The organism is Deltaproteobacteria bacterium (assembly GCA_026712905.1).
Lineage (GTDB): Bacteria > Desulfobacterota > Binatia > UBA9968 > JAJDTQ01 > JAJDTQ01.
On the sequence record JAPOPM010000267.1, the window covers coordinates 1 to 12700 of the forward strand.

Below are 12700 nucleotides of genomic sequence, written 5' to 3' on the forward strand. Positions count from 1 at the left end.
CCGTCGGCTGCGTTACGTCACCCCGGGCCTTGACCCGGGGTCTTCCTCGCGTGGTACCCGCCACTGCTCGTCATCGCGCCTTGCCGACAACGAAAAATCCTCCGCATATTATTATGCGAATTAACCAGACACCACACTAGCGGCGGATACCACTAGCGGCGGATACGCTCCAGCTCCCGGATGGTGAGGTCCACGTCCTCGTCGCGCATGAGCGGCGCGCGCGTGCGCTTGCGCCGCACCGCTTCGGGGGACACTTCCCCGACCACGAACGCCTCGTCGTAGTAGTCCGCCTTGCACACGGTTCGGCCGAAGGGGTCGAGGATGCCGGAGCCGCCCCAGAAGCCCACGCCGTCCTCGAAGCCCACGCGGTTGGCGTGCACCACGAAGAGACCGTAGGTCTCGGCGTAAGTCCGGGTGATGAGCTCCCAATAGCGCGCGTTGTCGTCCTGGTCCGCCCCGTCGGTGACCCCGCGCAGGGGACTGGAAGAGGGGCAGACGATGGACAGGGCCCCGTCCAGCGCCGCCAGGTAGACCGTGGAGGGATGCCAGAGGTCCTCGCATATGAGCAACGCGAGCCGCCCATGGCGGGTGTCGAAGGCGCGCACGCGGTCGCCCCGGGCGAAGTAGCGCTGCTCGTCGAACATGCCGTAGGTGGGCAGGTAGACCTTGCGGTGGACGTGACGGACCTCCCCCTCCTCCAGGTAGACCGCGGCGTTGAAGTAGCGGTGGTCCGCGCTCTCCAGCACCAGTCCGGCCACAAGGGCGATCTCCCGGCTGAGCTCCCGGAGCCGCTGCATCTCCGCGCTCTCCAGGCGGACGGCCACGTCCGGGACCATGTCGCGCAGGAAGTAGCCCGTGAGACTCAACTCCGGGAACACGAGGACATCCACGCCGGCGGCCGCGGCCTCGCGTACCCGGGCCTCGTAGATGGCCATGTTGGCGCCCACGTCGCCCAACCTGGGGTTGATCTGAGCCATGCCGACACGGAACGACATGAGGGAGGGGGCTAACACATTTCCGCGGGGGGAGGAAGCGAGCACGGACCTTGCGAACCGCCATTCCCCGGGGAACAGGCGGTGACAGGCCATGAAGCAACTACGCAACAGAACGTCATTTCCCGCGGAAGCGGGAATCCAGGGGCGGTGGCGGGGCGCTACAGCGGCGTTTCCGCACCTCGCCACCCCTGGATTCCCGCTTCCGCGGGAATGACGCTTCGGGGTGGCGCTGCCGGTTCCTGGCCAAGGTGGAGTCTTGACACAACCTGTTCCGCGGGAAGGACGATCCGTAGCGCAGTGCCGTCTCGTGGCCAGACGGAGTTTTGACCCAGCCTGGAATGCGGGGGATGACGCTTCGAGGGGAGATTGGTGCCCGCTTGTGGCATTCGGCAAGCCCATTGGCTACATCAAGACCCATGCAGGGGCTGAAGGATAAGCTGGCGGCCAAGGTGGCCGAAGTCTTCGGCGCTGGGGCGCGGGTGAGGGGGTGGGAGGCGTTGGCCGGCGACGCGTCTTCCCGCCGTTATTTCCGTGTGAGCCTCGACGCGCGGGGCGCCCCGTGCTCGGTGATCGTCATGAGCTGGAACGACTCAGGGCTGCCGGTCTCGTCGGAGGAGCTGGCGCTGTTCGACAAGCCCCCGGAGGAGCTGCCTTTCCTGAACGTCCACCGGTTTCTCCAAGGGATCGGAGTCCGGGTGCCGGCGATTTACGGCCAATGGGTGGAGCAGGGCCTGATGCTCCTCGAGGACCTAGGGGACGCCAGCCTATGGGACCGGGTGCGGGAGGCGCCCGAAGTGGAGGTGCTGCAGTGGTACCAAAGGGCCATAGACGAGTTGCTGGTGCTTCAGATTGGCGGCACCCGAGCCAGGAACGACCAATGCATGGCTTTCCGGCAGGCCTTCGACCAACGGCTTTACCTTTGGGAGTTCGATCACTTCATCGAGTACGGCCTGGAGGCGGGTGACAAGGGGAGTTTGCCGGCATCCGAACGGCGGCTTCTGGACGAGGCCTTCGGTGGCATCGCCGGGCATCTTTCGGCTCAGCCGCGGGTGCTCAATCACCGGGACTTCCATAGCTGGAACCTGATGACGCTCGATGACGCGGTGGCGGTCATCGACTTTCAGGATGCCTTGCTGGCACCCGCACAGTACGATCTCGCGTCGCTGCTGAACGACCGGGAGACGGATCAAGTTGTCACTCCGGCAGTGGAAGAGCAGCTAATCGACTACTATCTCGAACGCTGGCAAGAATGGGGCGAGTCCGCGCGCGGCCGGGACGAGTTCGTGGAGTCCTACCTGCTCTCCGCACTGCAGCGGGACTTTAAGGTGGTGGGCCGTTTTCGCTACCTTGACCTGGTAAAGGGAAAGCCTGGCTACAAGCAATACATCGCCCCGACCTTGAGACGCATCGGCAGGAATCTCAGGCGGGCGCCGGGGGTGGAACAACTCCTCCCCGTCCTGGCAGCGCACTTCGAGGAGATCTCGTGAAGGCGATGCTCTTCGCCGCCGGTCTGGGCACCCGGCTCCGGCCCCTCACCGACAACCTGCCCAAGTGCCTCGTCCCGGTCAACGGCCGGCCCATGATCGACTACCCGCTGATGCTGCTGCGCCACTACGGAATTCGCGAGATCGTGGTCAACGTCCACCACCACGCGGATCGAGTGGAGGAGCACCTGGGCGACGGCTCGCGTTTCGGCGTGGACATCGCCTATTCCCGGGAACCCGTGCTGCTGGATACCGGCGGCGGCCTCCTGGGAGCCAAGAGGTTCCTGGACCAGGACACCTTCGTGATCATGAACAGTGACGTGCTGATCGATCTACGGCTGGACGAAGTGCTGCGGTTTCACCGGGTTCGCGAACCCGCGGCAACGCTCGTCCTGAGAAAAGATCCCTTGGCCGACAAGTACGGGGCCATCTGGACCGACGCCGAGGGAACAATCTGCAAACTGCTGCACCACGAAACCCCGAGCGCCACGCCGGCCGCATTGGAGCAGCACATGTTCACCGGAGTTCACGTGGTTGAGCCCCGGATCTTCCAGTACATGGAAGGTCCGGAGCCCTTCAGTATCACCCGCGCCACCTACCCCCGAATGCTCGCCGGCTGCGAGCGCCTTTGCGGCTTTCCCTGCGACGGGGACTGGCTGGATATGGGGACTCCGGAGCGGCTGGCAGCCGCGGAAACGCAGTTGCGCGACGGTAGCCTCAGGCCCCACTATCTATAGGCGACCGAAGCCGCTCAGTGTCTGCTCAGCGGGTCCGGACTGGAGTTGATGCGCTAGTTGTCCTTCTTCGGATCCCGCCGGGAATCCAGATACTCGCTGAGGCGTTGGTCATCCTCGGCGTCATAGAGTTCACGGTCGATGCGGTGCAGTAAGAGTTCCCCCGACTGAATGATCCGGCGTTTTTCCAGGACACCCTTGCGGGCCAATGTAATGCTCCGCCGGAGGGCGCGGCGCACGACCCCCCTGCCGTCCCAGAACTCATCTGGGATTTCCCGGTAGCCCTCTCTCGTCGTCTGGACCAGCAACGTCAGGCCTCCCTTGAAACTCTCCAGGCCAGCCTCGTCGTCGCCCTGCCGCATCTGCGTCAAGCCCAAGACGATCCAGCCGATCTCGTCCTCGCGATTCAGCGCCAGCGCGCGCTTCAACACTTCCAATGAGGAGCCGTACCTGCCGTCATAGTAGTAGGCACGCCCTAGCTGCGTGAGGCTGTCCTTGTACTGCGGGTTCCTGCGAACCACATACTCAAGGTGTGCGATGGCCTTCCTGACGTCCCCACCCCTTTGCGTCTTACCCAACTCCAGCAACGCGTCGTTGTAGTTGCCACCCACGCCGATACCCGCAGGCCTCCAACAGCCCGAAACGGACAGCACCAGAATACTCGAAACCACAACCGCACCGAGCAGGCCCCAACTCACGTGCCGAAATCGCACCATTTGCTCCCCCATGAACCCTTTGTTTCACCAACCCCTACCCGATCAGGTCGCGAACTAGCCACCCGTCGCGCAAAGAACTAACACCACGACCCCGGCAAGACCACCCTTCCGTAACGCCGTTGCGAGTATCTATTCCACTTGTCGCCCTTCGTCAAGCGAATCTGGTCTCACTTTCATTCAAACAAAAACAGGGCCGCTCCGTGACGGAGCGGCCCTGTGTCTACTATCCGGTTCGGGATAAATTGCTAGAACTTGTACTCGATGGCGATCGTGAAGGTGTTGAAAGAGTCCTCACCTTCTTCGGTTATGACATCCTTGAAACTCTCACCGGGACAGGCGCCCTCACAACCGAATGAATCCCACACACCGTGGACCTGCATCCAACCGCCGGGAACATTGTAGACGACCGCCAATCCGCTGTTGGTCACCTCGGAGCTTCCGCCGTCATAGTCGATATCGGCGGTGTTGTAGAGCGGAGCCACGTAGATACCGCCTTCGCCCTTGCTTCCGCCCATCATGCCGCTCTTGGGCCCCCACAGCCATATCCGTGCCGCAAGCCGAACGTCCGAAGCGTCGACGTCAACACCACTACCCGGATCCCTCTCATAGGTGGCGAAATTGGCGGAGAACGACAGCCACTTCAACGGGGACCACCCCAAGCCGTGGGACACGTACGTCGTGTCGGCGTTCACGGCACCGATGTTGATCAAGTTCGGCCTGTTCGCCAAGTTGGGGGTACGGGCTCTCACACCGGACGACGTATCAGTATGGGCTTGGTAACCAATGCTGTACGAAAGGCTCGATACGGAAAGGCCGCCCATTCCCTTGGCCTTCGCGAGAGGCTTCAGACCCAGTGCGAAACCTACGCTATTGCCGTCGTCTCCCGCGCCTGTTTCGCTCTGATTGTCCTGGCCCCACGCCAGTTGCAGGTGACTGATCTGGGAAATACCCATGCCGGGCAACTTCTTCCAGGACAGCACGAAACTTCCGTCTTGCTGTCCGCCGATGCCCAAGCCATCCAGAAGGGGGGTGTCTTCCGTACGGAAAGCGCCTGCCTGCGTATTACCCGCAAAGCTCGGGCTGTAGCCGTAGCCGAAGCTCGGGAGCCACGGGTTCAACTTGTCGAAATTGATGTATCCGTCACCACCGAAGGCGGTGCCATCGCTACCATCGTTGAGCAGCCAGGTGACCGCATAAAACCCCTGCTGGGACGAGACGTTGATCGTCGGCCGAAAACGCCGCATGCGCAGCTCCAGGTTCTGGTAGCCAGCCTCTGGATTCTCGTTGCTCAGCCACACAGTGTGGTAGACCTGCAGCCGCTGCGTGAAACGGATGCTCCAGTTGTTGTCCGCCGCGGCAATCGTCAGACCACCACCGGGCTTATACTTGAACGACGGCCCCTTCATCTCGGCCGCCAGAGCACTCTCCTGATTCTGCTTCAGTTGTGCCAGCTCCCGTTCCAGGACTTGAATCCTCGCATCCACGTCAGACGCTTGGACCGGCGATGCCGCAAGCACCATGCCTGCCGATAAAACCAAGGCACCAGCGAAACCGAGCGCCTTCTTCAACACGTTATTCATGACCTCCTCCTTGGTAACGAGATTATGGTACGTCAAACTGATCCTGCAACCCTTGTTTCTGCTCTAGGCTTTCTACGTTTTTCCCCGTCGCTATACAATTGGCGTTATGTACTGTTTTCCTTCTATCGGGGGTCCATGGCCCCATATCCGTAGTACCCAGGTTGTACTTTTGGGGTCAATCCGCTAAGAAATTGACTTTCGCCCGAGAGGCGTCCGAGGAGACGGAACCATGGCACCCATAAAGGTGGTTTTAGCCGACGATCATACACTGTTTCGCGAGGGATTGAAACGGCTTCTGGCGCGGCAACGGGACCTGCTGGTGACCGGCGAGGCGGAGCGGGCGGAGGAGGTAGGACCGGCGGTGGTGACGGGGCAGGCGGACGTGCTGCTGCTGGATCTCCGGATGCCTGGGGGTGAAGCGGTCCAGACGTTGCTGCGGCTCAGGCAGGAGCTCCCCGAAACCGGCTGCCTGATCCTTACCGCGTACGAGGATCCGGACAGCATCGTCGATACCGCCAAGGCCGGCGCCAGGGGCTACATGCTGAAGGACGCCGCGCCGGAGGCGCTGTTCCAGGCCATCCGGACGATCCACGAAGGCGGTCTGTGGATCGACGAGAAGCTGCCCAGGGCGGCGGAGTTCGCTGCCATTGCCGCGGCGCAATACAACGCGGAGCCGCCCCCGGACGAGATGCCCGGGCTCAAGAGCCTCTCCCGGCGTGAACTGGAAGTGCTGACCCTCTTGGCCGACGGATGCAGCAACGACGAGATCGCCAACCGGACGTTCATCAGTGAGCGCACGGTCCGGGCGCACGTGACCAGCATCTTCGCCAAGCTCAGGGTGGACAACCGCGTCAAGGCCGCCCTAGCGTTCCTGCGGGACCCCCCCACGCCGCCCGTTTCCCTCTCTCCTCGTCGACCCGGCGGACCACCGCGAGGCCGATGACGAAGAAGACCAGCACCACGGCCATGCCGGCGCGCTGGGAGCCGAAGAGGCGCGTCAACTCGCCCAGCAGGAACGGCCCCATGAAGGCCGTTGCCTTGCCCGAGAAGGCGAAGAGTCCATAGAACTCGTTCCTCTTGTCCTCGGGAACGAAGCGGCCCATGAGGGAGCGGCTGGCCGCCTGGTTGGGGCCGCCGCACAGGCCGATGAGCAGACCCGCCGCCCAGAAGAGCGCGCGCCGGCCGGTGAGCAGGGCGGTCACGGTGGCGGCGATGAAGCCCAACAGGCTGATCTGGATGGTGCGCTTTCCCCCCAGCCAGTCGTCCACGAAACCCAGGCCGAAGGCGCCGGCGCCCGCGGCCACGTTGAGCACGATGCCGAAGAACAGGAGCTCCTCGAAGGTGAAGCCGAAGGTGCCGGCGGCGTAGATGCCGCCGAAGGCGAAGATCGTGTTGAGGCCGTCGGCGTAGAAGAGGCGGGCAAGGAGCAGGCGGAAGATGTCCGGGTAGCGGCGGATCTCGCGCAGGGTGCGGACAAGCTGGCGCGCGGAGTCGGCGAGCGGCGCGCCCGAGGCGCCGGGGCGGGCCGGGCGCTCGCGCACCCACAGGAACAGCGGCAGGCTGAACACGGCGAACCACCCGGCCACCAGCAGGTTCGTGGCGCGGAGGTGCTGGTAGCCTTCCTTCGAGAAACCGAACCACGGGGTGTCGGCGTCCACGAAGCCCACCAGCGCCATTCCCAGGGCGCTCAGGCCGCCGACGTAGCCCAGAGCCCAGCCGTAACCCGACACGCGCCCGATGCGGTCCGGCGCGGCGATGTCCGGCAGGAAGGCGTTGTAGAAGACCCCGCCCATCTCGAAAGCGATATTGGCCACGGTGAACCAGAACAGCGCCTTGACCACCTCTCCGGGCGTGGCCGTGTAGAGGAGCGTCGTGCCGAGGACGGCCACCAGCGTGAAGAACCCGAGGAAGCGTTTGCGGTAGCCGCCGCGGTCGGCGAGGACGCCCAGGAACGGGGACAGCAAGGCCACCGCGACGGCGGTGATGCTGACGCTCCGGGACCACAGCCAGGTGCCGGTGACCTCGTCGGGGGCGATGACCTTGGTGAAGAACGCGGCGTAGATGAACGTCACCACGAGGGTGGTGAAGGCTGAGTTGGCGAAATCGTAGAGGCACCAGGCGAGGATGGTGCGGCGGGGGGTGGGCATGGGAGGGGATAGTACATGCGAAAAGGGGGTGGATGCCAGCGTGCGCGCGGTGGGGTGGGGTGGGGTGCGCGGGCATCGGGTCAGGCCCTCCCGGTAATGGAGGGCGGACCCAACATCACCGGGAGGGCCTGACCCGATGCCCGGGACGGGGGTGACTCCAACGTCGTTCCGAGCTTGACCCTGGATTCGGTGGGGTGGCGGAGGTCCGGTGTATTGAAAACACGCGCGGAATGGGCTGGAATGTAGGTATGAACTTTGGAATCCGACAGGAGGGATCCATGAATTGCGCACGGCGTATCCGGCGGTCGATGGTGGCCGCGCTTTTTGTCACGGCACTGCTTGCGACGGCGGGGACGGCCTTGGCGCTCGACCCGGTGTTCGCGACCTATCTCGGCGGCGCCATCCGGGGGTACGACCCGGTGGCCTACCATACCGAGGGCAAGCCGGTGGCGGGCAAGCGCGCCCATCGGGTCGAATGGAAGGGAGCGACCTGGTCGTTTGCCAGCGCCGGGAACAAGGCGCTGTTCGAGGGCGACCCGGAGAAATACGCGCCCAGGTACGGGGGCTATTGCGCGTGGGCGGTGAGCCAGGGGTACACGGCGTCCATCGATCCGGATGCCTGGAGCATCGTGGACGGCAAGCTCTACCTCAATTTCAGTCTCGGGGTGCGGGAACAGTGGTCCGGGGATATACCCGGCAACATCGCCAAGGGCGACGTCAACTGGCCCAAGCTGCTCGCCGGCAAATAAACCGACGAGCCGGCTTCACGGCCAGAGGCCATCCGTTCGCAACGCATCGAGGAACCGCTTCACGGGCCACACGTCGATGCCGTCTTCGGTGCGGAAGGCGCGGGCGCCGTCGTGGACGAGAATGCGTCGGGCCAGGTTCGGCAGACCGGCGATGGCGCGCAAGCCCTTGAGCAGGGCGGTGTGGTACCGCTTGGCCGCCTTGGTCTCGATGGCGAGGCATTCGGCATCCCGGTGGAGCAGGAAGTCGACCTCGGTGCTGGATTCCGTGGGTGCCCAGTAGTGGATGCTGTCGAATAGCGGTTGTTCTTCCGCGTGGGCGCGCAACAGGCTCAGGACCCAGCCCTCGAAAAGCGCCCCGCGTTCCTCCGCGGACACGGGGCCGAGCTGGCGTTTGACGGCGCGTACGAGGCCCGGGTCCACCCAATACAGCTTGGGCCGCCGCCGCTCACGGACCCGCAGTTTCGCCTCGAACGCCGGCAGGCGCCAGGTGAGGAGCGTGTCTTCAAGAACATCCAGGTAGCCCGCCACGGTGGGGCGCGCCACGCCGGCGTCCCGGGCGATGCCCGCGACGTTCAGGACTTGTCCGTGCAGCAACGCGGCGATGGGCAGGAAGCGAACGAAACCGGGCAGATTGCGCACGACGGCCTCCGCCCGAATCTCCTCCCGGAGGTAGAGTTGCGTATAACTCTCCAACACCTCCCGACGCCCCTCCGCGGTCCACACCAAGGGGATACTGCCGTACGCGAGCACGTCTTCGAGGTTGAAATCAGCCCCGAGTTCCATTGGGACCAGCGGGTACATCGCCTTGCGGATGGCCCGTCCGGCCAGCAGGTTCGTACCCGCGGTCTTGAGCTTTCGCGCACTGGAACCGAGCAGGGCGAAGCGCAGGCCGCGTTCTTCGATCAGGCGGTGCACCTCGTTCAACAGAGCGGGAATGCGCTGCACCTCGTCGATGACGATCCAATCGCCAGGCGGGATGGCCGAAACCAGATTCCGGAACAACGAGGGATCGGCCAACAGGTCGTGAAACAGCGCTTCATCCAGCAGGTCGAGACGCAGCGCGTCGGGCAGGGTCGCACGCGCCCATGAACTCTTGCCGACGCCCCGCACACCGAAGAGGAAGAAGCTGCGCGCCGGCGCCCGCGCGATCCGCGTGTACATCATGTCATCATAAATAGCCGAAAAGTGCTAGCATAGCAAACATTTTGCAGACATGTCCGGAGTCCGCCGCGGCAGGCGCGGCATTGAATTCAGCAACGAATTCGGATACGCAACTCGTTGAATTCAGGCACACATCCTCACAGACAGCGGCGAAGGGCCGCCGCCGGAAGGGAACCGCCATGAAGTACTCGAAGCACGACGCCAAGGACTACGCCCGCGCGAACATGAAGGGCGTCTGGGCCGCGGCCATGAACCCCTTCAGGGAGGACTTCTCGTTCGACGAAGAGGGGCTGCGCCGCAACATCCGGCACTGGGTGGACGATCTGGCGATTCAGGGGCTCTTCATCGCGGGCAAGCAGGGAGAGTTCTTCACCATGTCGCTGGAGGAGCGCAAGCGCAACTTCGAGATCGCCGTGGAGGAGACCGCCGGCAAGGCGGGCACCATCATGTCCTGCTCCGACCAGAACTTCGACACCGTGGTGGAGCTGGCGCGCCACGCCGAGGCCGTGGGCGCCGACTACATCGTGGTGCACGCGCCCATGCTGCACTTCGTCACCGACCGGGACGACGCCGTCTACCACTACTACAAGGCGGTGTGCGACCGCGTGGACATCGGCATCGCCATGTGGAGCCACCCGGACTCCGGCTACCTGATGAGCCCGGAGCTGTGCGAGCGCGTGGCGGAGCTGCCCAACATCGTGGCCATCAAGTACTCCGTGCCCCGGCCCATGTACGCCGACCTCACACGGCTCGCCGGCGACCGCCTCATCGTCAGCACCGCCTCCGAGGAGGAATGGCTCGACAACATCGTGGAGCTGGGCTGGCAGCTCTACCTGTGCTCCTCGCCGCCCTACCTGCTCCAGACCAGGAACGACCGGCGCATGCACGAGTACACCCAGCTCGCCTTCGACGGCCAGGCCGAGAAGGCGCGCCAGGTCCGGGACAGCCTCAACCCCGTGCGCGAGGCGCTGGCCTCCAGCCGCCCCGGCGGCAAGCCCCACGCCCACCAGAAACACTGGCAGGAACTCCTGGGGCAGGTCGGCGGCACGGTGCGCCCGCCGTTCCTCCCGCTTACGGAGGGGGAGAAGGAGCGGACGCGGGAGGCGTTCGAGGGGTGCGGGTTGCAGGTGTGAGGAGCGGGCCGTCGTGGATGAGCCGTACCTGACCACACAACGACGGAGAGTATGATCCGGCAGGGAGCAAGCCATGAGATACAAGATTGCCCTGTATCAAACCGACGAAGGATACAGTGTGTCAGCACCCGGCCTGCCCGGTTGCTGGTCCCAGGGTGACACGGAGGCAGAGGCGCTGGCCAATATCGGGGTCGCCATTCGGGAGTACCTTAGCGTCGTCGACGACCTGTTGGAGGGGGCCGAGATCCGGGAAGTCGAGATCCCTGGATAAGAGCGTGCCGAAGCTCCCTGGCATCAACCATCTGGATGCGGTGCGTGCTCTTGATCGAACGGGGTCACCGAGTCGACATCGTCCTGTTTGGGGCGCGTATCCACTATCCCGCGGAGGTCCCGCGAAAGGCCCGCCTTTTCGTCGTAGATCGCATACTGGACGACCGCACGCAGAAGAGCGTGAAGGCCAATGAGATTCTCGCCAATCTAACTCAGCTATCAGTGCCATCGAAATCGGGGGATTGGCTGAGCATTATGGACGCGCTCCGGTGGGACCCGCTCTGTCTCCCGGATGCGCGCCTCGTCCGATACGTCCGCGCAGTCTCGACGTACGTGAGCCGTGAACGACCGGATTGCATCGTTCCAAGTCTGCCTCGCGCCAAGATCGCGACCCTGTTGGCTTGTCGGTTATCGGGCTCTCATCCGCCGCCGGTCGTGCCCACAATCCGAAACGATGTGGTTCAGGGCCGGCGGCACGCCCATAGGCGCTCCTACCGGCGTCTGTTCGGTCAGGCGTCACACTTCGTGTGCGTGTCGCAGGGTGTGGCGGACGGTCTGGTCAGGACGATCGGCGTACCTCCGACCAAGGTCTCGGTCATCCATAAACCCAGTTGTCACACCGGACCTCAGCATTCGGATGGCCGGTCCGGCCGCCCATCCCTGGATGGAGGACGGGGGACCGCCGGTCATTCTTTCCGCCGGAAGACTCTCCGCACAAAAAGACTATCCAACGCTGATCAAGGCTTTCTCCCGCGTCGCCGAGGAGCGGCCGTGTCGGCTCATCATCCTTGGGGAAGGACGAAGGCGAAGACGCCTTGAGCGCTTGCTCAAGAATCTCGGCCTGACCGACCGAGCGTCCCTGCCCGGTTGGGTAGACAATCCCTTCGCCTTCATGTCGCGCGCCGCGCTCTTCGTCCTCTCTTCGCGGTACGAAGGTCTCCCGGGAGTTCTCATTCAGGCCCTGGCGTGCGGCAGTCCCTGCGTCAGCACGGACTGCCCTACCGGTCCCGCGGAAATTCTCCGGGGCGGAGAACTAGGGCCGCTGGTCCCGGTGGGCGACCCCTTACCCCTGGCGGAAGCCATGACCTCGGTCCTGGAACGGCCAAGGCCGCGGAAAGCCCGAATCATCCGTGGCTAATGGAAGGCCAAGAACCGGTCATACTGGCTGCCGGCCGCCTCAGCCCCGAAAAAGGTTTTTCCACCCTGATCCAGGCATTCGCCCGACTCGCCGCGAAGCGGGCCTGCCGCCTGGTCATTCTCGGCGAAGGTCGACAAAGAGGGGACCTCGAACGTCTTGTGAACGACAGCCGACTCATGGATAGGGTCTCGATGCCAGGGTGGACCACCAATCCGTTCGCCTACATGTCGCGTGCCGCGTTGTTCGTGCTGTCCTCCGTGCGTGAAGGGTTGGGGTTGGTCCTTATCGAGGCGTTGGCGTGCGGGTGCCCGTGCGTCAGCACCGATTGTCCTTCCGGCCCTCGGGAAATACTCCAAGGTGGCGACCTAGCAGGTTGTTGAAAAACTCCGCCTGACGCGGATAACAATAAGTATCATATTCGTAGTCACAGGGAGTAAAGGATGAGAGGAACAGATCCGCGTCAGGAAGGGATGTTCAGTTATGTGTCTCCGGAGGCGCGAGTGCCAGCGGACCATCCGTTGCGAGCGATACGGAAGATGGTGAACAGGGCGCTTGAAGGACTGACGCGGGAGTTTGAGGAGATGTACTCGCAC

14 protein-coding genes and 1 pseudogene are annotated in these 12700 nt (G+C 63.9%); 10 read left to right on the forward strand and 5 right to left on the reverse strand.

The features are described 5' to 3' along the window. Positions 1 to 152: 152 nt before the first annotated feature. Positions 153 to 977 (reverse strand): carbon-nitrogen hydrolase, encoded by an 825-nt coding sequence (locus OXF11_21855; GenBank protein ID MCY4489733.1) that lies wholly within the window; start codon positions 975 to 977, stop codon positions 153 to 155. Between the two features lie 434 nt (positions 978 to 1411). Here OXF11_21855 and OXF11_21860 point away from each other — a divergent pair, with 434 nt between their 5' ends. Both OXF11_21860 and OXF11_21865 read left to right on the forward strand, forming a co-directional pair. After that, complete coding sequence (locus tag OXF11_21860) at positions 1412 to 2482, forward strand: phosphotransferase (GenBank protein MCY4489734.1); 1071 nt, start codon at positions 1412 to 1414, stop codon at positions 2480 to 2482. 5 nt (positions 2483 to 2487) lie between these two features. Continuing rightward, positions 2488 to 3216 carry an NDP-sugar synthase gene (locus tag OXF11_21865; protein MCY4489735.1) on the forward strand — a complete coding sequence of 243 codons (729 nt, stop codon included), beginning with the start codon at positions 2488 to 2490 and terminating at the stop codon, positions 3214 to 3216. Between the two features lie 53 nt (positions 3217 to 3269). Here the strand turns inward: OXF11_21865 and OXF11_21870 are convergent, their stop codons facing one another. Together OXF11_21870 and OXF11_21875 are read right to left on the reverse strand one after the other, a co-directional pair. Continuing rightward, positions 3270 to 3911 (reverse strand): hypothetical protein, encoded by a 642-nt coding sequence (locus tag OXF11_21870; protein ID MCY4489736.1) that lies wholly within the window; start codon positions 3909 to 3911, stop codon positions 3270 to 3272. 263 nt (positions 3912 to 4174) lie between these two features. Then, positions 4175 to 5509: a hypothetical protein gene (locus tag OXF11_21875; GenBank protein MCY4489737.1), complete on the reverse strand. Its 1335-nt coding sequence runs from the start codon at positions 5507 to 5509 to the stop codon at positions 4175 to 4177. Between the two features lie 229 nt (positions 5510 to 5738). Here OXF11_21875 and OXF11_21880 point away from each other — a divergent pair, with 229 nt between their 5' ends. Then, on the forward strand, positions 5739 to 6452 hold the full coding sequence (locus OXF11_21880; protein MCY4489738.1) for a response regulator transcription factor: 714 nt from the start codon (positions 5739 to 5741) through the stop codon (positions 6450 to 6452). Here the strand turns inward: OXF11_21880 and OXF11_21885 are convergent. After that, positions 6361 to 7656 (reverse strand): MFS transporter, encoded by a 1296-nt coding sequence (locus OXF11_21885; GenBank protein MCY4489739.1) that lies wholly within the window; start codon positions 7654 to 7656, stop codon positions 6361 to 6363. The genes OXF11_21880 and OXF11_21885 overlap by 92 nt on opposite strands. Before the next feature lie 308 nt (positions 7657 to 7964). On the opposite strand from OXF11_21885, the gene OXF11_21890 reads away from it, so the two are divergent. Further along, entirely contained in the window at positions 7965 to 8405 is a 441-nt protein-coding gene (locus tag OXF11_21890; protein ID MCY4489740.1) for a YHS domain-containing protein, read from the forward strand. Positions 8406 to 8420: 15 nt separating this feature from the next. Here OXF11_21890 and OXF11_21895 read toward each other — a convergent pair whose 3' ends face one another. Next, on the reverse strand, positions 8421 to 9569 hold the full coding sequence (locus tag OXF11_21895; protein MCY4489741.1) for an ATP-binding protein: 1149 nt from the start codon (positions 9567 to 9569) through the stop codon (positions 8421 to 8423). Positions 9570 to 9745: 176 nt separating this feature from the next. On the opposite strand from OXF11_21895, the gene OXF11_21900 reads away from it, so the two are divergent. The 6 genes and pseudogenes from OXF11_21900 to OXF11_21925 all read left to right on the forward strand — a co-directional run. Then, a complete protein-coding gene (locus OXF11_21900) occupies positions 9746 to 10699 on the forward strand; it encodes a dihydrodipicolinate synthase family protein (protein MCY4489742.1) in 954 nt (317 codons plus the stop codon). Positions 10700 to 10772: 73 nt separating this feature from the next. Further along, positions 10773 to 10970, forward strand: coding sequence for a type II toxin-antitoxin system HicB family antitoxin (locus OXF11_21905; GenBank protein MCY4489743.1), 198 nt, complete (start codon positions 10773 to 10775; stop codon positions 10968 to 10970). 35 nt (positions 10971 to 11005) lie between these two features. Next, a pseudogene (locus tag OXF11_21910) lies at positions 11006 to 11512 on the forward strand (hypothetical protein). Positions 11513 to 11633: 121 nt separating this feature from the next. After that, positions 11634 to 12107, forward strand: coding sequence for a glycosyltransferase (locus tag OXF11_21915; GenBank protein MCY4489744.1), 474 nt, complete (start codon positions 11634 to 11636; stop codon positions 12105 to 12107). Beyond that, positions 12107 to 12487, forward strand: a complete 381-nt coding sequence (locus tag OXF11_21920; GenBank protein ID MCY4489745.1) for a glycosyltransferase — start codon at positions 12107 to 12109, stop codon at positions 12485 to 12487. Before OXF11_21915 ends, OXF11_21920 begins: the two co-directional genes overlap by 1 nt. Positions 12488 to 12547: 60 nt before the next feature. Beyond that, positions 12548 to 12700: IS5/IS1182 family transposase (locus OXF11_21925; GenBank protein ID MCY4489746.1), on the forward strand; the 153-nt coding region annotated here is incomplete at its 3' end.